Origin of the sequence: Streptosporangium sp. NBC_01469, from assembly GCF_036227305.1 — a bacterium.
GTDB lineage: Bacteria > Actinomycetota > Actinomycetes > Streptosporangiales > Streptosporangiaceae > Streptosporangium.
Map to the genome: position 1 here is coordinate 2722951 of NZ_CP109465.1, position 17211 is coordinate 2740161.

Annotated in this window: 17 protein-coding genes and 1 tRNA gene; 16 read left to right on the forward strand and 2 right to left on the reverse strand. The window is 70.2% G+C overall.

Going from position 1 to position 17211, the window contains the following annotated elements; genetic code table 11:
- Window positions 1-77: 77 nt before the first annotated feature.
- Together OG587_RS12485 and OG587_RS12490 are read left to right on the forward strand one after the other, a co-directional pair.
- Window positions 78-650: an RNA polymerase sigma factor gene (locus tag OG587_RS12485; protein WP_329089889.1), complete on the forward strand. Its 573-nt coding sequence runs from the start codon at window positions 78-80 to the stop codon at window positions 648-650.
- Complete coding sequence (locus OG587_RS12490) at window positions 637-1473, forward strand: hypothetical protein (protein WP_329089891.1); 837 nt, start codon at window positions 637-639, stop codon at window positions 1471-1473. Before OG587_RS12485 ends, OG587_RS12490 begins: the two co-directional genes overlap by 14 nt.
- Before the next feature lie 141 nt (window positions 1474-1614).
- Here the strand turns inward: OG587_RS12490 and OG587_RS12495 are convergent, their stop codons facing one another.
- Window positions 1615-2634, reverse strand: a complete 1020-nt coding sequence (locus OG587_RS12495; protein ID WP_329089893.1) for an adenosine deaminase — start codon at window positions 2632-2634, stop codon at window positions 1615-1617.
- 109 nt (window positions 2635-2743) lie between these two features.
- Between OG587_RS12495 and OG587_RS12500 the strand changes: the two genes are divergently transcribed.
- The 4 genes from OG587_RS12500 to OG587_RS12515 all read left to right on the forward strand — a co-directional run bounded on the left by OG587_RS12500 (window position 2744) and on the right by OG587_RS12515 (window position 8774).
- Entirely contained in the window at window positions 2744-3244 is a 501-nt protein-coding gene (locus tag OG587_RS12500) for a SigE family RNA polymerase sigma factor (RefSeq protein WP_329089896.1), read from the forward strand.
- Entirely contained in the window at window positions 3241-4221 is a 981-nt protein-coding gene (locus OG587_RS12505) for a PASTA domain-containing protein (RefSeq protein ID WP_329089898.1), read from the forward strand. The genes OG587_RS12500 and OG587_RS12505 overlap by 4 nt, the downstream gene beginning before the upstream one ends.
- Before the next feature lie 399 nt (window positions 4222-4620).
- Window positions 4621-6738: an ATP-binding protein gene (locus OG587_RS12510; protein ID WP_329089900.1), complete on the forward strand. Its 2118-nt coding sequence runs from the start codon at window positions 4621-4623 to the stop codon at window positions 6736-6738.
- 26 nt (window positions 6739-6764) lie between these two features.
- The gene (locus tag OG587_RS12515; RefSeq protein WP_329089902.1) at window positions 6765-8774 is read left to right on the forward strand and encodes an ATP-binding protein; all 2010 of its coding nucleotides are present in this window, start codon (window positions 6765-6767) and stop codon (window positions 8772-8774) included.
- Between the two features lie 230 nt (window positions 8775-9004).
- On the opposite strand, the gene OG587_RS12520 is transcribed toward OG587_RS12515, so the two are convergent.
- Window positions 9005-10210 carry a pyridoxal phosphate-dependent aminotransferase gene (locus tag OG587_RS12520; RefSeq protein ID WP_329089904.1) on the reverse strand — a complete coding sequence of 402 codons (1206 nt, stop codon included), beginning with the start codon at window positions 10208-10210 and terminating at the stop codon, window positions 9005-9007.
- Between the two features lie 245 nt (window positions 10211-10455).
- Here OG587_RS12520 and OG587_RS12525 point away from each other — a divergent pair.
- From OG587_RS12525 to OG587_RS12570, 10 genes are all read left to right on the forward strand, one after another.
- Window positions 10456-10528: transfer RNA gene (locus tag OG587_RS12525), tRNA-Trp, on the forward strand.
- Window positions 10529-10603: 75 nt separating this feature from the next.
- On the forward strand, window positions 10604-10852 hold the full coding sequence (gene secE / locus OG587_RS12530) for a preprotein translocase subunit SecE (protein WP_329089906.1): 249 nt from the start codon (window positions 10604-10606) through the stop codon (window positions 10850-10852).
- 72 nt (window positions 10853-10924) lie between these two features.
- Complete coding sequence (gene nusG / locus OG587_RS12535; protein ID WP_329089908.1) at window positions 10925-11713, forward strand: transcription termination/antitermination protein NusG; 789 nt, start codon at window positions 10925-10927, stop codon at window positions 11711-11713.
- A 146-nt stretch (window positions 11714-11859) separates the two neighbouring features.
- The gene (rplK, locus tag OG587_RS12540) at window positions 11860-12291 is read left to right on the forward strand and encodes a 50S ribosomal protein L11 (RefSeq protein ID WP_329089910.1); all 432 of its coding nucleotides are present in this window, start codon (window positions 11860-11862) and stop codon (window positions 12289-12291) included.
- Window positions 12292-12465: 174 nt separating this feature from the next.
- On the forward strand, window positions 12466-13179 hold the full coding sequence (gene rplA / locus OG587_RS12545) for a 50S ribosomal protein L1 (protein WP_329089912.1): 714 nt from the start codon (window positions 12466-12468) through the stop codon (window positions 13177-13179).
- A gap of 143 nt (window positions 13180-13322) precedes the next feature.
- Window positions 13323-14153, forward strand: a complete 831-nt coding sequence (locus OG587_RS12550; RefSeq protein WP_329089914.1) for an LppX_LprAFG lipoprotein — start codon at window positions 13323-13325, stop codon at window positions 14151-14153.
- 333 nt (window positions 14154-14486) lie between these two features.
- The gene (gene rplJ / locus OG587_RS12555) at window positions 14487-15011 is read left to right on the forward strand and encodes a 50S ribosomal protein L10 (protein WP_329089916.1); all 525 of its coding nucleotides are present in this window, start codon (window positions 14487-14489) and stop codon (window positions 15009-15011) included.
- Window positions 15012-15095: 84 nt separating this feature from the next.
- Window positions 15096-15482, forward strand: a complete 387-nt coding sequence (gene rplL / locus OG587_RS12560; RefSeq protein WP_329089918.1) for a 50S ribosomal protein L7/L12 — start codon at window positions 15096-15098, stop codon at window positions 15480-15482.
- 361 nt (window positions 15483-15843) lie between these two features.
- Window positions 15844-16371 (forward strand): hypothetical protein, encoded by a 528-nt coding sequence (locus tag OG587_RS12565; RefSeq protein WP_329089920.1) that lies wholly within the window; start codon window positions 15844-15846, stop codon window positions 16369-16371.
- Window positions 16368-16892 carry a hypothetical protein gene (locus OG587_RS12570; protein WP_329089922.1) on the forward strand — a complete coding sequence of 175 codons (525 nt, stop codon included), beginning with the start codon at window positions 16368-16370 and terminating at the stop codon, window positions 16890-16892. Before OG587_RS12565 ends, OG587_RS12570 begins: the two co-directional genes overlap by 4 nt.
- The last annotated feature ends 319 nt before the right edge of the window (window positions 16893-17211 follow it).

Here is a 17211-nt window from a genome sequence, read left to right on the forward strand (position 1 = left end):
TCCTCCGGCGGGGACACCCCGGCGGGGGGTTCCGGTCACGCCCGCAGACGAGGGCTTCCGCAAAGGGCTCATATGCGGTGGAATCTCTCACGACATCCGCGAAGGAGCCCCCGACGGACGACGACGAGGCGATCACCCGATCGCTCGCCGGTGACCTGGACGCCTATGAGGTGCTGGTCGCCCGCTACAGCGTGCTCGCGCACCGCACCGCGGCCATGCTCGGGGCCGCCGACGAGGCCGAGGACGTGGTCCAGGAGGCGTTCGTCAAGGCGTACCGCCACCTGGGCTCCTTCCGCAGGGACGCGCACTTCCGCCCCTGGCTGCTGCGGATCGTGGCCAACGAGACGCACAACCTGACCCGCTCCCGTGGGCGCCGCGACAGGCTGACCGCGCGGCTCACCGAGGCCGTTCCCACACCGGGCGAGGGACCCGAGGAGGCGTCCGTCGCGACCGACCGGCGGGCGCGGCTCCTCGACGCGGTGCGTACGCTGCCCGAACGGGAACGCGAGACCGTGGTCTGCCGGTATTTCCTGCAGCTGTCGGAGGCCGAGACCGCCCAGGTGCTCGACCTTCCCGTCGGTACCGTCAAGTCGCGGACCTCCCGCGGCCTGGCCCGTCTGCGCGAGGAGGTGGCCCGTGACCTCATCTGACGACCTCGAAGCCCGGCTCCTCGCCCTCGGTGAGTCCCTCGACGTCCCGTCCCCGCCTCCCGCCGACGTCGCGCGGTCCGTACGGGCCCGCCTCGAACCACGACTCGCCCCCGAGGCCCCGGCGCCCGTGAGCCCCGCGCCCGTGAGCCCCGCGCCCGAGACCCGCGCCCCCGAGGCGCCCGCAGTCCCGGGCGGTCCCGGCGCGCTCCGGCGCGCGTGGGAGGCGCTGCGGGACGGCGGCCGGGCGCGGCGGCGGGCGGTGGTCGCCGCCGTCGCGATCCTCGTCGCCCTGTTCCTGGGGGCGACGCCCGCGGGAAGGGCGGCGGTCGCGGAGATCCTGCGCTTCGCGGGGGTCGAGCTCAGGATCGGCGATCCCGGGCCGCTGCCGTCGGGGGTTCCCCTGCCGCTGCCCGGCGAGCGGCGGGTCACCCTGGAGCAGGCACGGGAACAGGTGGCGTTCCCGATCTCGATCCCGGCCGCGCTCGGCGATCCCGCCGAGGTCAGGGTGAGTGACGGCGGCAGGGTGGTGTCGCTGTTCTGGCCCGGTCTCAGGCTGGACGAGTACGACGGCGGCCTCCAGCTCGTCTTCCGCAAGGACCTGGGCCCGCCCTGGCCGGAGGAGACCGGCGTGGGCGCCGCGAAGGCGCAGTGGATTCCGGCCCACCACGGCCTGACCTACCTGCCCAGGGGTGGCGGCGAGGCCGCGGTCCGCCCCCGCCCGGCCGGGCCCACCCTCATCTGGCAGCGGGGGCGGGTCGGCCTGCGCCTGGAGGGCGTCGAGGAACTCGGCCGCGCCCTGGAGATCGCCCGCTCGGTTCGCTGACGCAGGCCGGAGATCGCCCGCTGGATCCGACGCGGGCCGGACGTGCTGGAATCGCAGATCGCCCGCTCGGTCCGCCGATGCGGCCGGACACCTCGTCGGCCTGCATGTCGCGTGGCGTGCCAGGAGTTGGAGGTCGTCCGCTCAGCCCGCCGACGCCAGCCAGTCGTCGATCCCCTGGAGGAGCTCCTTGCGCACATCGTCCGGAGCCGCCGACGCCCGTACCGACTGGCGGGCCAGCTCGGCCAGCTCCGGGTCGGAGAAGCCGTACACCTGCCTGGCGAGCTCGTACTGGGGCAGCAGCCTGGCGCCGAAGAGCAGCGGGTCGTCGGCGCCCAGCGCGATCGGCACCCCCGCCTCGAACAGGCGCCGCAACGGTACGTCCTCGGCGCGCTCGGCCACCCCGAGGCCGACGTTGGACGTCGGGCAGACCTCGCATGTGATTCCCCGCGCCGCGAGGCGCTCCATGAGCCTCGGCGACTCGGCCGCCCGCACCCCGTGCCCGACCCGGTCGGCGTCCAGCACGTCGACGCACTCGGCCACGCTGGCCGCGCCCAGCAGCTCCCCGCCGTGCGGCACCGCCAGCAGCCCGGCACGCTTGGCCAGCCGGAAGGCCCCGTCGAAGTCGCGGGCCCGGCCGCGCCGCTCGTCGTTGGAGAGCCCGAACCCCACCACGCCCTGGTCCATGTAGTGCGTGGCGAGGCGGGCGAGCGTTTTGGCGTCGAGGGGGTGCCGGGTGCGGTTGGCGGCCACCACGACCGCGATCCCTATCCCCGCGTGGTCCGCCGCCCTGCGCGCCGCGTCGAGCATCAGCTCCATGGCCGAGGTGAGCCCGCCGAACTTCGACGCGTACCCGGACGGGTCGATCTGGATCTCCAGCCAGCCCGACCCCTCGGCGGCCTCGTCCTCGGCGGCCTCGCGCAGCAGCCGGTAGACGTCGCTCTCCCGCTGCAGCACCGAGCGCGCGATGTCGTACAGCCGCTGGAAGCGGAACCAGCCCCGCTCGTCGGTCGCGCGCAGCCGGGGCGGCCAGTCCTCCTCGAGCGCGTCGGGAAGGTGTAACCCGTGCTCGCGGGCGAGCTCGACGAGGGTCGAGTGCCGCATGGAGCCGGTGAAGTGCAGGTGCAGGTGAGCCTTGGGCAGTTCGCTGAGGGGACGTGGCATTTCAATATGGTGCCGTACCTTCGGTGGCACCGATCGGCGGCCCCGGTGTTTTTGGTCTCAACCTGACGGTCCGTTCGCGCGTTGGGGAGGGCGAAAGGGGACCTCGCTGATGACGGAAGAAGACGAGGCGGCCTTCGACGAGTTCCTGGCCGCACGAAGTACGGCGTTGCTGCGCACCGCGATCCTGGTCTGCGGCGCGTCGTCGCACGACGCCGAGGACCTGGTCCAGAACGCGCTGGAGAAGATCTACCGGCACTGGAGCCGTGTCCGGCACGACAATCCCGAGTCCTACGCCCGCAGGATCGTGGTCAACGCCGCGATCAGCGCCTCCCGGCGTCGCAGGGTGATCCAGGAGATCACCTTCGCCCGCCCTCCCGACACCCCGGTCGACGCGCCGGACGTGGACCTGCGGGACGCGCTGCTGGCGGAACTGCGCAGGCTGCCCGCGCGGATGCGCGCGGTGCTGGTGCTGCGCTACTGGGAGGACCTGTCGGAGACCGAGACCGCCGCGCTGATGGGCTGCTCGGCGGGGACCGTGAAGAGCCAGGCCGCACGGGGGCTGGCCAGGATTCGTGAGCGAATGGGCACGCTGGAAGGAGTGATGGGATGAGGCTGGAGCAGGAGCTGTCCGAGGCCATGGGGGAGCACGTCGCGAGCGTGCGGGCGCCCGCCACGATGGGTACGGCGATTCGCCGCCGCCACCGCGCCCGGCGGATCCGGGTCCGCACCGCGGGCGCCGCCCTGGTCACCGCCGCCGTCGCCGCGGCCGTGCCCTCGTACGTGGCGCTGAACGCGGGCTCGCAGCCCGCCACGGGTGGCCCGGCGGCATCGGCGGCACAGCAGGGCTCCGACGCCAGGGCCGGGGTCGTTCCGCGGGTGAAGGTGCCGTCCGTCCTCAAGCTGACCGTGGCCGAGGCCAGGGCGATCCTGGAGGAGGCGCGGTTCGCGGTGACCGTCGAGGGCGGTACGGACGGCGCTGAGGGCACTGAGGGCGAGAGCCTGGTGGTCACGCAGACGCCCCCCCCGGGGGAGAGCGCCGCCCAGGGATCCACGGTGAGGCTGGTGACGGCCGGCGAGTTCTCCCCGTCCCCGACGTCCTCGCCCGACAGCGGCCTCCGGAAGGCCCCCATGCCGCAGGACCTCGGCGACCTGGGAGACGGGCGCGCGTTCGGCGGTGTCAGGTTCGGCTACCTGCCCGAGGAACTGGTGTGGGGGAAATGGTCGGTGAAGAATGCTTTCGGAACGACCAGCTACTCCACCTCGTGGCGGCGGTCCGACGTGGAGGATGGGGCCTACGCCATCCAGGCCATGGTCTTCAGGGGCGACGCCGCCGCGCAGATGTCCAAGCGGATGAAGAACTACGGCAGGCAGGGCGCCGAGTTACTCAAGGTCGGCGGCCGGAACGCCTATCTCGCCCCCATGGAGGCCTTCCGGATCGAGGAGGGTCGTACGCTCACGCTCGTCTGGGCGGTGCGCAAGGGGCTCGTCGTCCAGGTCATGATGAGCCCGGGCTACGAGAAGGAACTCGGTGACAGGGCCAAGCCCGAGATCAGAAAGGTCGCCGAGGGAGTCGCCCCCACCGGGTGAGACCGGAGATCCTCGACGAGCGGCGCGTGAAGAGGCGGAGAGAACCGCCCCCACCGGGTGAGGCCGGAGGCGCCGCTCGCCGGGATCCGGAGGCGCCGCTCGCGGGATCCGGAGGCGCCGCTCGCCGGGATGCGGGAGAGTGGGGGAGCGGGAGAGGCCGTCCGAGCCGCCTCCGCAGCTGGAGCCCCCGCTCACCCTTCCCGGCGTTTTCCGCGACTTTTCCCAATTAGCTGTTTATAGGTTTTCAGGTGTTATTTCGGGCAGGCGACCTCGGGTTCACCGCACACCCGCCCATATCCCATCCCCCGTTATATCGAGGAAATTTAGGAAACGGGCTTTCAGCGGACCATGTCTCCGTGCGACCGTGGAGGCACACGTTGTCAGGACGCTGGGGCTGTCATGGAAGCAGACGTCTTCGTCGGCAGGGAAACAGAACTCGCCGACGTGTCCGCGCTGCTCGAAAGGGTCCGGCACGTCACGCTGACCGGCCCCGCCGGGGTCGGGAAGACCTGCCTCGCCCTGCGGCTGGCCCGCACCCTCGAACCCGCGTTCCCCGGCGGCGTCCACGTCGTGGAGCTGTCGGAGGCGCCCGCCGACCTCGACTCCCTGGCCGAGACGCTCGCCGGCGCGATCGGCGCCCACCACAGGCCGGGCACCCCCGCGCTGCGGACCCTGGTCGACGAATTCCTCACGCGCCGGACCCTGCTCGTCCTCGACACCTGCGACCGCGTCGTCGGCGCCACGGGCATTCTGGTCGGCCTGCTGCTGCGCTCGGTCGAGGGACTGCGCGTCCTGACCACCAGCAGGCAGCGGCTGGGCCTGCCCGGAGAGCACCTCTACCCGGTCGGCGGCCTGCCCGACACCGACGCCGTCCGTCTGATCACCGCCCTCGCCGGTGACAGGTTCGGCGACATCGACCCGGTCGAGCTCTGCAGGCGCCTCGACAACCTGCCGCTGGCGATCCGGCTCGCCGTGGCCGACGACACCCCCGGAGGCCCCGGCACCCTCGACGAACTCGCCGCCGCCCTCGACGGCCGCCCGATCTCCACCGCCGGGCTCGCCGCCTTCGACGGCCACGTGACCTCCCCCGACGAGCTCGCGGCCGCCCTCGAAGGCCGTACGATCCCCGCGGCCGAGCGCGAGATCCACGCAGAGAGGGCCGGCGCCACCCCGCGCGGGCAGGCCGCCGCTCCCCGGCGGCACAGCTCCATGCGCGTCGCCCTCGGCTGGAGCCACGAACTCTGCACCCCGCAGGAGCGCCTCCTGTGGGCGCGGGCCTCGGTCTTCGCCGGCACCTTCGACATCGAGGCCGCCGAGGAGGTCTGCGCCGGCGGCGCCCTCGCCGTCAAGGACGTCCTCGACGGGCTGCTCGGCCTGCTCGACAAGTCCGTCCTTGTCCGCGAGGAGGGCGAGGGCGGGGTCCGTTACCGCCTGCTCAACACCGTCCGCGAGTTCGGCGTGGTCTGGCTCGACCGGCTCGGCGAGACCGACGAGATCCAGCGCCGCCACCGCGACCACTTCCTCGCCCTGTCCGCCCGCGCCGAGATGAGCTGGCAGGGTCGCCAACTTGAGTGGTACCGCAGGCTGGTCCTCGAATGCGGCAACATGCGCGGCGCCATCGAATACTGCTACTCCCGGCCGCCCGAATACCGCAGGGGCCTCGACCTGGTCGGCAACCTGTGGTTCCTGTGGGCGTGCTGCGGCATGCAGGCACCCGGCGACGACCTCCTCCAGCGCGGCCTCGACCTCGATCACACCCCCAGCCCCGAGCGGGTCAAGGCCCTGTGGGTGCACGCCTGGGTCTCGATCCAGCGCGGCGACCTCGAACGCGCCGAGCGCATCCTCACCGAATGCGCCGCCGAGGACGCCGACGGCTACGCCACGGCCTACGTCAGCCAGTTCCAGGCCCACCTGGCCGTCGTCAGGGGCGACGTGGTCGAGGCCCTGCGGCTCATCAAGAACGCCCGGGTACGCCACCGCTCCACCGGCAACGTCTTCCCCGGCTTCCTGCCCACCTACACCGTGGTCGCCACCGCCATGATGCTCGCCGACCACCACGACCAGGCCGTCTCCGTCCTGCGCGAGGGACACGAGCTCTGCGAGTCCTGCGGCGACTACTGGACCCTCATCCGCCTCGACCTCCTCCTGGCCCAGGCCGAGCACTCCCTCGGCAACACCGCCGCCGCCATCGAGTCCGCCTGCGGCTCCCTGCGCGGGGCCCGCCTGTTCGGCGACAGCATCTCCCTCATGGAGGCGCTGGAGGTGTTCGTCGTGATCGCCGAGGCGCGCGCCGACGACACCTTCGCCGCCACCATGTTCGGGGCGTCCCGCGCCGCGTGGAGGAGCGCCGATGTCCCGCCCAGCCGCTCACCCATGATCGCGACCCAGCTCCGCGCGGCCGAGTTGAGGCTGCGCGGGCGCATGGGCAGGGCGGAGTTCGACCGGCTGGAGGCGCGAGGAGGTTCGATCAGCCTGCGCGACGCCGTGGAACACGCACTTCAGGGGGACCTTTCTTGACGCGCTGCGGCAACCTGCCGGCCGAGATGAACAGCTTCGTCGGCCGCGCCACCGAGCTCGACGAGATCGCGAAACTCCTCACCCGGACGCGCCTGCTCACCCTGCGCGGCCCCGGGGGCGTCGGCAAGACGCGCCTGGCCCTGCGGGCCGCGCGGAACGTCCGCGACGACTACCCCGACGGCGTCTGGGTGGCCGAGCTCTCCGCGGAGACCGACGGCGGCCTGCTCATCCACGGTGTCGCCGGGGTGTTCGGCCTGCACACCCCGGCCGAACGCCCCGCCCTGGAGTCCCTCGTCGAGCATCTCGCCGACCGGCGGCTCCTCATCGTCCTCGACACCTGCGAGCACCTGGTCGACTCCTGCGCCGCCATGGTCGTGGCCGTCCTGACCGGCGCGCCCGACGTCCAGATCATCGTGACCAGCCGCCAGGAGCTCGGCCTGCCGCTGGAGGTCGTCATGGTCGTCGATCCCTTCCCCGTCCCCCCGCCCGAGGCCGCCGACCTCGCGGAGCACGACGCGCCGAACCTCTTCCTCGACCGAGCCAGGGCCGTGGCCCCCGGGCTGCGTACGGACGATCGGGCCATGATGGCCGTCGCCAGGCTCTGCCGCAGGCTCGACGGCATGCCGCTCGCCATCGAGCTGGCCGCCAGCCACATGCGCGGCCTGTCGGCGACCCAGCTCGCCGACCAGCTCGACGTCCACTTCAAGCCGCCGGCCGACGGCGAGGGACTCCTCGTCCGCCACCACACGCTCCGCACCGCCGCCGGGTGGAGCCACGAGCTGTGCACACCAGCGGAACGCCTGCTCTGGGCACGCCTGTCGATCTTCCCCGCCTCCTTCGACACCGAGGCGGCGCGCGGGGTGTGCGAGGACGAGCGCCTGCCCGACGTCCCCGGCGTCCTCGCGGCACTCGCGTCCAAATCCGTCGTCGCCCGCGTGGGTGACCGCTACCGCCTGCTCGACACCATCAGGGACTACGGGCGGGACTGGCTCAACGAGCTGGGCGAGGCCGGCCTGATGATCCGCAGGCACCGTGACCACTACCTGTCCACCGCCCGGCGGATGGGCGCCGAATGGTGTGGCCCGTGCCAGCTCGAATGGGCCTGCTGGGCGCACAGGGAACTGCCCAACATCCGCGCGGCCCTCGACCGCTGCCTCACCACGGGCGACCACCGCGGCGCCCTGGAACTGGCCGGGGCCCTGTGGGTGCTCTGGTGCCATCTGGGGCTCGTCCGCGAGGGCCGCCACTATCTCGACCGGGCCCTGGCCGCCGCCCCCGCCCCCGACCGGGCCAGGTCCCAGCCGCTCTGGGTCGCCGCCCATCTCGCGCTCATCCAGGGAGACATGTCCCTGGCGCGCAGCCGGGCCGAGGAGGCCGTCGAGAGCGCCCAGCGGCACGGTGACGGCGACGCCGAGGCGCACGCCCTCCTCGCCCTCGCCGAAGCCCGCCTGTTCAGCGGCGACCTGACCCCGGAGGGCGCGCGGGCGTACGCGCTGCGCGTGGCCGCAGGGCTGAGACCCACCTCGCCCGGGACGTTCTTCCTGCCCTCCTTCCTCGCCCTGGCCGCCACGTTCGGCGGCGACTTCGACGAGGCGGTGAGGGTCCTGCGCGAGGCACGCCCGGGTCACGAGGCGCGAGGGGAGCTGTCACAGCGCGCCATGGACGACTACGTACTCTCCCTGGCCCTTTTCGGCCGGGGTGACCTCGCGGAGGCCTCCGCGGCGGCCAGGGCGGCGCTGGAGGTCAAACGGCTGCTGCGGGACACGCTCGGCGGCGTCCTCGCCATCGACCAGCTCGCCAGGATCGCCGCCGCCGAGGGCGACGGCCACCGCGCCGCCTGGCTCCTGGGCGCCGCGCAGCGCATCTGGACCACCTTCGGGCCGCCCGCCACCGAGGCCGACACCATGACCGCGCTCCGCGAGGCCGTCGGGGCCCGCGCCGCGTGCCTGATCGGCGAGATCGCCTACGCGCGGGCCTTCAACGAGGGCTCGGCCTCCCACTTCGAGGCCGCCGTCGCCTACGCCCTGCGAGGCTGAGCCTCACCCCGGCGCGTACGGAGGCCACGAAGACCACGGAGGCCCTGGCCCTGTGAGACCCCGAGCCTCGCCCGGCCCGTACGGAGGCCTACGCCCGCGAGAGCGGGTCCCGTCCGGTTCGCACGGCTTGAACGGCTCGTGCGGGGAGGGCCACGCCCTGTGAGGCCGGATCCCCGCCCGGCGTGTGCGGAGGCCGCGCTCGGCCGGGCGGGAGGCCGTCGTGCTCAGCCTCAGCCGGCCTGGCCGAGGAACTTGGCGAGGCGGCTCACACCCTCGGCGAGGTCGTCGTCGCCGAGCGCGTAGGACAGGCGGAAGTAGCCCGGGGTGCCGAAGGCCTCACCGGGGACGACCGCCACCTCGGCCTCCTCCAGGATGATCTCGGCCAGCTCGGCGGAGGTCGCCGGGCGCCTGCCGTCGAACTCCTTGCCCAGCAGCGCCTTGACCGACGGGTAGGCGTAGAACGCGCCCAGCGGCTCGGGGCAGAGCACGCCCGGGATCTCGTTGAGCATCCGGACCATGGTCCGGCGGCGCCGGTCGAAGGCGGCGCGCATCTCCGCCACGGCCGACAGGTCGCCGGTGACGGCGGCCAGCGCGGCGGCCTGGGCGACGTTGGAGACGTTGGAGGTGGCGTGCGACTGCAGGTTGGTCGCGGCCTTGACGACGTCCTTGGGGCCGATCAGCCAGCCCACGCGCCAGCCGGTCATCGCGTAGGTCTTGGCGACGCCGTTCAGGATCACGACCTTGTCGCCCAGCTCGGGGACCACGGTGGCGATGCTCGCGAACGTCGCGTCGCCGTACGTGAGGTGCTCGTAGATCTCGTCCGTGACGACCCACAGGTCGTGCTCGACGGCCCAGCGGCCGATCTCCGCGACCTGCTCGGGGGTGTACACCGCGCCGGTCGGGTTGGACGGGGAGACGAAGAGCAGCACCTTGGTGCGGTCGGTGCGCGCCGCCTCCAGCTGCGCCACGCTCGCCAGGTAGCCGGTGGTCTCGTCGGTCACCACGTCGACCTGGACGCCGCCGGCGAGCTTGATCGCCTCGGGGTAGGTCGTCCAGTACGGGGCGACGACCAGGACCTCGTCACCCGGGTCGAGCAGCGTGGCGAACGCCTGATAGACGGCCTGCTTGCCGCCGTTGGTGATCAGGACCTGGGCCGCGTCCACCCGGTAGCCGGAGTCGCGGAGCGTCTTGTCGGCGACGGCCTGCTTCAGCTCGGGAAGGCCACCGGCCGGGGTGTACTTGTGGAACCTGGGGTTCCCGCACGCCTCGACGGCCGCCTCGACGATGTAGCCGGGGGTCGCGAAGTCCGGCTCACCGGCGCCGAAGCCGATGACCGGGCGGCCCGCCGCCTTCATCGCCTTGGCCTTGGCGTCCACGGCGAGCGTGGCGGACTCGGAGATCGCTGAGATGCGCGCTGAGATGCGAGGACGGGTCATACCTCCATGGTTACAGACCTGTGCCGATGTTTCCGCCGGGTATCCACCATGCGCCCGCCATCCCCGCAAGCCGTGCGAACACCGGGGAAAAGCCTCTGAGCTGGACGATCGTCAACCGGTTCGACGTGGTGGCCATTCACACGTAGACTCCGGCATGGTCTTTCCGCCGCATGCGTGAACCGGCGGTCAAGACCGTGAGCCGCGGACAAACTTCGGTCCAACCGATGTATGGTGGTTCATGTCTTAGGGCACTAGCGCAATTGGTAGCGCACCGGTCTCCAAAACCGGCGGTTGGGGGTTCGAGTCCCTCGTGCCCTGCTAGGAGCGGTCCGCGCATCAGGCGTCCAGCGCGCCGCTTACATGCGTTGGACTCGATGGATTCAGGTGAGGACTGTGGCGATCGACACGCGCGGCGAAACCGCAGACAAGCCGAGCGGTGAGAAGAAGACTAAGCGCACTTCTCCCGCCCTTTTCTACCGGCAAGTGGTCGCTGAGCTGCGTAAGGTCATCTGGCCTACGCGCAAAGACCTCATTTCGTACACCATCATCGTCCTGGTCTTCGTTCTGATCATGGTCGGGATCGTGTCGGCTTTGGACGCGCTGTTCACCGAGGGCGTGCTGAGAATCTTCGGCGGAGCCTGAGCCGCGGTCTCCAGCGGGCGAGTAGTCCTGCGGACGAGTCCACAAGCCATCGACGAAAAGAGAAAGAGCACCGTGTCCGAGTCTGCACAGTCGGCCGGCGAGTCCCGCGAAGAGCGCGAGGACGAGCTGGAGAAGGCCGTCGACGTCACCGAGGATTCGCTTGACGAGTCCGACGGGCAGGATGTCGACGCCGAGACCGACGCCGACGCCGAAACCGAGGCCGAGCAGGCCCCGGCCGGCGCCGTCGACGAGGACGGTGACGTCCTTCCCGACGTCGACCCGGTCGAGGAGTTCAAGCGGCACCTGCGGAGCCTGTTCGGCGAGTGGTACGTCATCCACTCCTACGCGGGCTACGAGAACCGCGTGAAGTCGAACATCGAGACCCGCACGCAGTCCCTCAACATGGAGGACTACATCTTCCAGGTCGAGGTGCCCACCCACCACGTGACCGAGATCAAGAGCGGCAAGCGCCAGCTGGTCAAGGAGCGGGTGCTGCCCGGCTACGTGCTGGTCCGGATGGAGCTCACCGACGAGTCGTGGTCCGCGGTGCGTAACACGCCCGGCGTGACCGGTTTCGTCGGCCTTTCCAACAAGCCGAGCCCGCTGAGCCTCGAAGAGGTCGCCAAGCTGCTCGCGCCGGAGCCCTCGGAAGAGGTCAAGAAGTCCACCGCGAAGGCCTCCGCCGCGACGGTCGACTTCGAGGTCGGCGAGTCCGTCACCGTCATGGACGGCCCGTTCGCCACGCTGCCCGCCACGGTCAGCGAGATCAGCGCCGAGTCGCAGAAGCTCAAGGTGCTCGTGTCGATCTTCGGTCGCGAGACCCCGGTCGAGCTCTCGTTCAACCAGGTCTCGAAAATCTAAACCGGTCGCGTAGACTTCATCAGTCTGCCCCGCGGTCGCGGGGATGGTTCCAAGTTCGCGGCGTTGGTCAATGTCCAATTGCTGTGGGCCCCGCGGTCGCGGGGATCTGGAACATCGTTCAGAGAAGCAAGGACCCGGAGAGAAGCATGCCTCCTAAGAAGAAATTCGCCGCGCTGGTCAAGGTCCAGCTCCCCGCTGGCCAGGCCACGCCCGCGCCGCCGGTCGGTACCGCCCTCGGTCCGCACGGCGTCAACATCATGGAATTCGTGAAGCAGTACAACGCTGCCACCGAGGCCCAGCGCGGCAACATCATCCCCGTTGAGATCACCATCTACGAGGACCGCACCTTCACCTTCGTCACGAAGACGCCCCCGGCGCCTGAGCTGATCAAGAAGGCCGCCGGTGTCGCCAAGGGTTCGGCCGTCCCGCAGAAGGACAAGGTGGGCAAGCTCACCAAGGAGCAGCTGCGCCAGATCGCCGAGACCAAGATGCAGGACCTCAACGCCAACGACGTCGCGGCGGCCGAGAAGATCATCGCCGGCACCGCCCGGTCGATGGGCATCACGATCGTCGACTAGCCGAAACGGCTGACCTGGCCCCAGTGGTGCGAGCGCGGGACATGATCCGCGTGACCGCCGAGGGACCGACAGCGGGCGGAGCACGAGCGACGTCCGCCAGGACAATTTCGAAGTAAGTGGAGGGGCCAGGCGCTGGCCCGCACCACGAACACTCGGATCCACAGGAGTGATCACATGAAGCGCAGCAAGGGATACCGCGCCGCGACGGCGCAGTTCGACCGCGATGCCCTGTACAGCCCGGCCCAGGCGGCCAAGCTGGCCAAGGACACCAACGTGGCCAAGTTCGACGCCACCGTCGAGGTGGCCCTGCGGCTGGGTGTCGACCCCCGCAAGGCCGACCAGATGGTCCGCGGCACCGTCAACCTCCCGCACGGCACCGGCAAGACCGCCCGGGTCCTGGTCTTCGCGACCGGTGACCGCGCCGAGGAGGCCCGCGCCGCGGGTGCCGACATCGTCGGTGCGGACGAGCTGATCGACGAGGTCGCCAAGGGCCGCCTCGACTTCGACGCCGTCGTCGCCACCCCGGACCTCATGGGCAAGGTCGGCCGTCTGGGCCGCGTGCTCGGCCCCCGTGGCCTGATGCCGAACCCCAAGACCGGCACCGTGACCCCGGCCGTCGGCAAGGCCGTCACCGACATCAAGGGCGGCAAGATCGAGTTCCGTGTCGACCGGCACGCGAACCTGCACTTCATCATCGGCAAGGTGTCCTTCGGTGAGCGCCAGCTCATCGAGAACTACGCCGCCGCCCTCGACGAGGTGCTGCGTCTCAAGCCGTCCGCTGCCAAGGGACGTTACGTCAAGAAGGTCGTCTTCTCCACGTCCATGGGCCCCGGCATCCCGGTCGACCCCAACCTGACGCGGGCGCTGACCGCCGAGCTCGACGCCTGATACCAGACGTCCTCTGAGAAAGGCCTCAACCGAATGGCCATTCGGTTGAGGCCTTTCTTCGTTCTCCCGGACGACGCGCCCGGCTTTGCCGACGCGTAGTGTCTTAGTCAGGATCATCGGGGGAACGAAAGGGTGAAGACAAAATGCGCCGATTGGCTCCCGTAGTTGCACTGGGAGCGGCCGCGCTCGTCGCGGTCGCGGGATGCGGTGCGCAGGGCACCAGCTCCCTCGGAAACGTCAAACTCGCCGCGGCGGACGCGGTGCAGCAGAGCGCTCAGAAGGCCGAGGAGGTCACCTCCTACTCCGCGGACCTGGTTGTCGACGCCAGTGGCGACTCGAAGGGCGCGGGCAAGATCCAGGGCAGCATGCTCTACCAGAGCAAGCCCGAGCTGGCGACGGACATCAGGCTCGACACGATCACCTTCGGCGGCCAGAACGTGCCCGGTGGGGCGCGGGCCATCCTGTCGGGTGACACGGTCTACGTGAAGTCCGAGCTCATCAACAGGTTCGCGGGCACCGACAAGCCGTGGACCAAGGTGTCGCTCAGCGAGCTCGACGCCAAGGGGCAGTCCGAGATCAGGAAGTTCATGGACCAGGCCCAGCAGTTCGACCTGGCGGGCACCGTCAAGCTGCTGACCGCGTCGAAGGACGTCAAGGCGGTCGGCACCGAGACGGTCGGCGGGGTCGACACGACCCACTACAGCGGCACCTTCCCGGTCGCCGAGGCCGCCCAGCTGATCGACCCGGCCAAGCGTGAGCGGCTCCAGGAGCAACTCTCGCAGGCCAAGAACGTGAAGTTCGACCTTTGGGCCGACGCCCAGAGTTTGCCCCGCAAGGTTACGCTCAGCGGCTCCGAGAAGGACGCGACGTTCAACCTGACGGCGCTCTTCAAGGGTTTCAACGAGCCCGTGGAGATCACCGCCCCGCCCGCCGACCAGGTGGGCGACCTGCCCGAGCACCGCGGCGGAAACTGACGTTTCCCCGAGATCCGCGCCCCCGGCCCACCGGCCGGGGGCGCGAGCCTTTTTCGTGGCCCTCTGTTTTCGTGGCCCTCTGTCAGGGAGGGCTCCGGGCGCCGAGTTGGCATTCGTGGCGGCAGCACGTAAGCTGTCAACGCCGAAGACCGCCGGTCGTCGTCAAGTCGCATGGCTTGACGGCTTAAGGATCCACGTCAGTGGACGGCCCGCGTAGGTTGTGATGTGAGTTTTCATCTGGACTAACCTCCTCATGTGAGCCCCGCGCGCCTGCGCCGGGGCTTGTTCGCTTTTCTGGGCTCTTGCCCCGGCGGCACATCTGGAAGGAGGCCCATGGCGAAGGCAGAAAAGGCAACGGCTGTCGCTGAGCTGAAGAGCAGCTTCGACGGATCCAATGCTGCCGTTCTGACCGAATACCGCGGTCTCACCGTCGCCCAGCTCAAGCAGCTGCGCGTTTCCCTCGGTGAGAATGCGAAGTTCGCCGTGGTGAAGAACACGCTGACCAAGATCGCGGCCATCGAGGCCGGGTTCAACCAGCTCAACGACCTGCTCGCGGGTCCGTCGGCGATCGCGTTCGTCAACGGCGACGTGGTCGAGGCTGCCAAGAGTCTGCGTGACTTCGCCAAGGCCAATCCCCTTCTGATCATCAAGGGCGGTGTCGTCGACGGCAGGTCGATGACGCCGGACGAGATCAGCAAGCTTGCCGACCTTGAGTCGCGTGAGGTTCTCCTCGCGAAGCTGGCCGGTGCCATGAAGGCGAAGCAGGGCCACGCGGCCGCCGTCTTCAACGCGCTGCCCACCAACATGGCTCAGCTGGCCGAGGCCCTGCGCGCCAAGCGCGAAGGCGCCGGCGAGTAGGTCCGCGCAGGCGGTCACAGGGGATTAACGCAAACCGCGGTCCCATCTTTCTTTAGTAGTTCAGATCCGTATGGAGGAACCATCATGGCGAAGCTCAGCACCGACGAGCTGCTCGACGCTTTCAAGGAGATGACTCTTCTTGAGCTGTCCGACTTCGTGAAGCTCTTCGAGGAGACCTTCGACGTCAAGGCCGCTGCCCCCGTCGCCGTCGCCGCCGCCGCCCCCGGTGCGGCCGCTGTCGAAGAGGTCGAGGAGCAGGACGAGTTCGACGTCATCCTCGAGGGTGCCGGCGAGAAGAAGATCCAGGTCATCAAGGAGATCCGCGCCCTGACGAGCCTGGGCCTCAAGGAGGCCAAGGACCTCGTTGACGGCGCTCCCAAGTCCGTCTTCGACGGCAAGGTCAACAAGGAGCAGGCCGAGAAGGCCAAGGCCGCCCTTGAGGGCGCCGGCGCTTCGGTGACCGTCAAGTAGTTCGTCTCACCGGAAAGAGCGGGTCCACCTGGTGCCGGTGGCCCGCTCTTTTCGTGTTTCCGCCGTCGGGCCGGCTCGTACGCGGGTGAGACCGGCTCGTACCGGCCTGGGGGGCGGAAGCGGCTGGTCGGGGGGCGCGTCGGCGGCGAGGGGTGACCGCGGTCAGGTGGCCGGACGCCTCGCCGTTCCCGGAACGGGGTGAAGAGCCGGGCGAAATGGCCCGAGGCATGTGCGCGAAGGCCGTTATGCGGATCTGCGTGGCGGGTTATGATCCGGCGGTCGGGGAGCATGCCGGCCCGCGTGGCGAGGCGTCCGCGCTCGCCGGCCCGCGTTCCGCAGACCGTGCGATGGGAGAGAACGCATGGCAGTGCACGCCACTCGCTCCCGTCGCTCGCGCCGCTCCCGTCGCCCGCTCAGGATCGCGGGGCCGTTGCTGGGGGTGCTGATCGCGGTGCTGCTGGCCGCCGCCTTCTGGGTCGGCGCCACCCTGCGCGACGCTCAGACGGCCGCTGACGACCGGCAGGCCGCGCTGCGGGCGGCGGGGGCGCACGCCGTGCATCTGCTCTCCGTCGGCTACAGGAGCGTCGACGAGGACATCGGGCGCATCCTCGGCACCTCCACGGGCGTGGCCAGGGCCGAGTACGCGAGGACCGCCGCGGAGCTCAAGAGGAGCACGGTCAAGGACAAGATCCTCCAGACGGGCGCGCTGCGGGCCTCGGGGCTGGTCTCGCTGAGGGGGGGCACGGCCCAGGTGATGGTGGTGGGCGACGCGGTGATCCGGCAGGACGGGAGCAAGGACGCCCCGCGGGAGCGGTTCTACCGGTGGAACATGGAAGTGACCAAAGTGGGGGGAGCCTGGCTCGTGTCCAAGGCGGAGCTGGTGCTGTGAGACGTGCCTCCCGGTTGGCGATCGGGCTCATGGTCGCCGTCGCGCTCGCGCTCGCGGCGGCCGTCTGGATCATGTTCACCGACCTGAGCCGGTTGCGCGCGGACGAGACGGCGGGACGGGAGGCGCTCGCCGCGGCCCGTTCGGTCGCCCCCGACATGCTGTCGTACGACTATCGTACGATCGAACAGGATTTCGCAAGAGCGGGTGGATACACCACCGGGGCGCTCAGCCTGCACTACCGGCAGCTGGCCAGGAGCATGGCTCCGCAGGCCAGGAAGCAGAAGACGGTGCAGCAGGCCGCGGTGACCGGGGCCGGGGTCGAGTCGGTGGAGTCCGGGGATTCCGGCCGGGTCGAGGTGCTGCTCTTCATGAGCATGAGCACGGTCAGGACCCCCGAGGGGGAGAAGGAGCCCCGCCGGGTCGTCAGCCAGAACCGGGCCAGGTTCATCATGATCAAGAAGGACTCCCGCTGGCTGGTCTCGGAGCTCTCCACGCTGCTCGGAGATCCCCCACCACCTTGATCGGCGCGTCGCTTTATTCAATTGTTAGCAAAGCCTCGGTTTAGGCTGGGTTCGCGGTTGGGTACATCGGCCATGGCAGCGTCGATCGTCAGTCGATCCCCTGGCTGATGTTCGATCCGCCGCGTGACTCAGCGTCAGCCACACCAGGTGGGACATCGTCTCCGGCCTTGTGGTGTACGCAGGTCACCCGGTGGGAAAACTCCCAGGGTCTCGGCTATTTCCCGGCCGAAATGTCAGCTCCCGGGCTTGACGTTTCGGCTCTGACGGGCGATGCTGCGACCAACGTGGAGCTTGCAGCGAGACTGAAGTGGACAGGTGT

Bases quoted from the DNA above. Each gene is read 5' to 3' on its own strand.
- OG587_RS12495 (WP_329089893.1), bottom strand. From the start codon at position 2,634: ATGCCACGTCCCCTCAGCGAACTGCCCAAGGCTCACCTGCACCTGCAC.
- OG587_RS12500 (WP_329089896.1), top strand. From the start codon at position 2,744: ATGACGGAAGAAGACGAGGCGGCCTTCGACGAGTTCCTGGCCGCACGA.
- OG587_RS12505 (WP_329089898.1), top strand. From the start codon at position 3,241: ATGAGGCTGGAGCAGGAGCTGTCCGAGGCCATGGGGGAGCACGTCGCG.
- OG587_RS12510 (WP_329089900.1), top strand. From the start codon at position 4,621: ATGGAAGCAGACGTCTTCGTCGGCAGGGAAACAGAACTCGCCGACGTG.
- OG587_RS12515 (WP_329089902.1), top strand. From the start codon at position 6,765: ATGAACAGCTTCGTCGGCCGCGCCACCGAGCTCGACGAGATCGCGAAA.
- OG587_RS12520 (WP_329089904.1), bottom strand. From the start codon at position 10,210: ATGACCCGTCCTCGCATCTCAGCGCGCATCTCAGCGATCTCCGAGTCC.
- rplK (WP_329089910.1), top strand. From the start codon at position 11,860: ATGCCTCCTAAGAAGAAATTCGCCGCGCTGGTCAAGGTCCAGCTCCCC.
- rplA (WP_329089912.1), top strand. From the start codon at position 12,466: ATGAAGCGCAGCAAGGGATACCGCGCCGCGACGGCGCAGTTCGACCGC.
- OG587_RS12550 (WP_329089914.1), top strand. From the start codon at position 13,323: ATGCGCCGATTGGCTCCCGTAGTTGCACTGGGAGCGGCCGCGCTCGTC.
- rplJ (WP_329089916.1), top strand. From the start codon at position 14,487: ATGGCGAAGGCAGAAAAGGCAACGGCTGTCGCTGAGCTGAAGAGCAGC.
- rplL (WP_329089918.1), top strand. From the start codon at position 15,096: ATGGCGAAGCTCAGCACCGACGAGCTGCTCGACGCTTTCAAGGAGATG.
- OG587_RS12565 (WP_329089920.1), top strand. From the start codon at position 15,844: ATGGCAGTGCACGCCACTCGCTCCCGTCGCTCGCGCCGCTCCCGTCGC.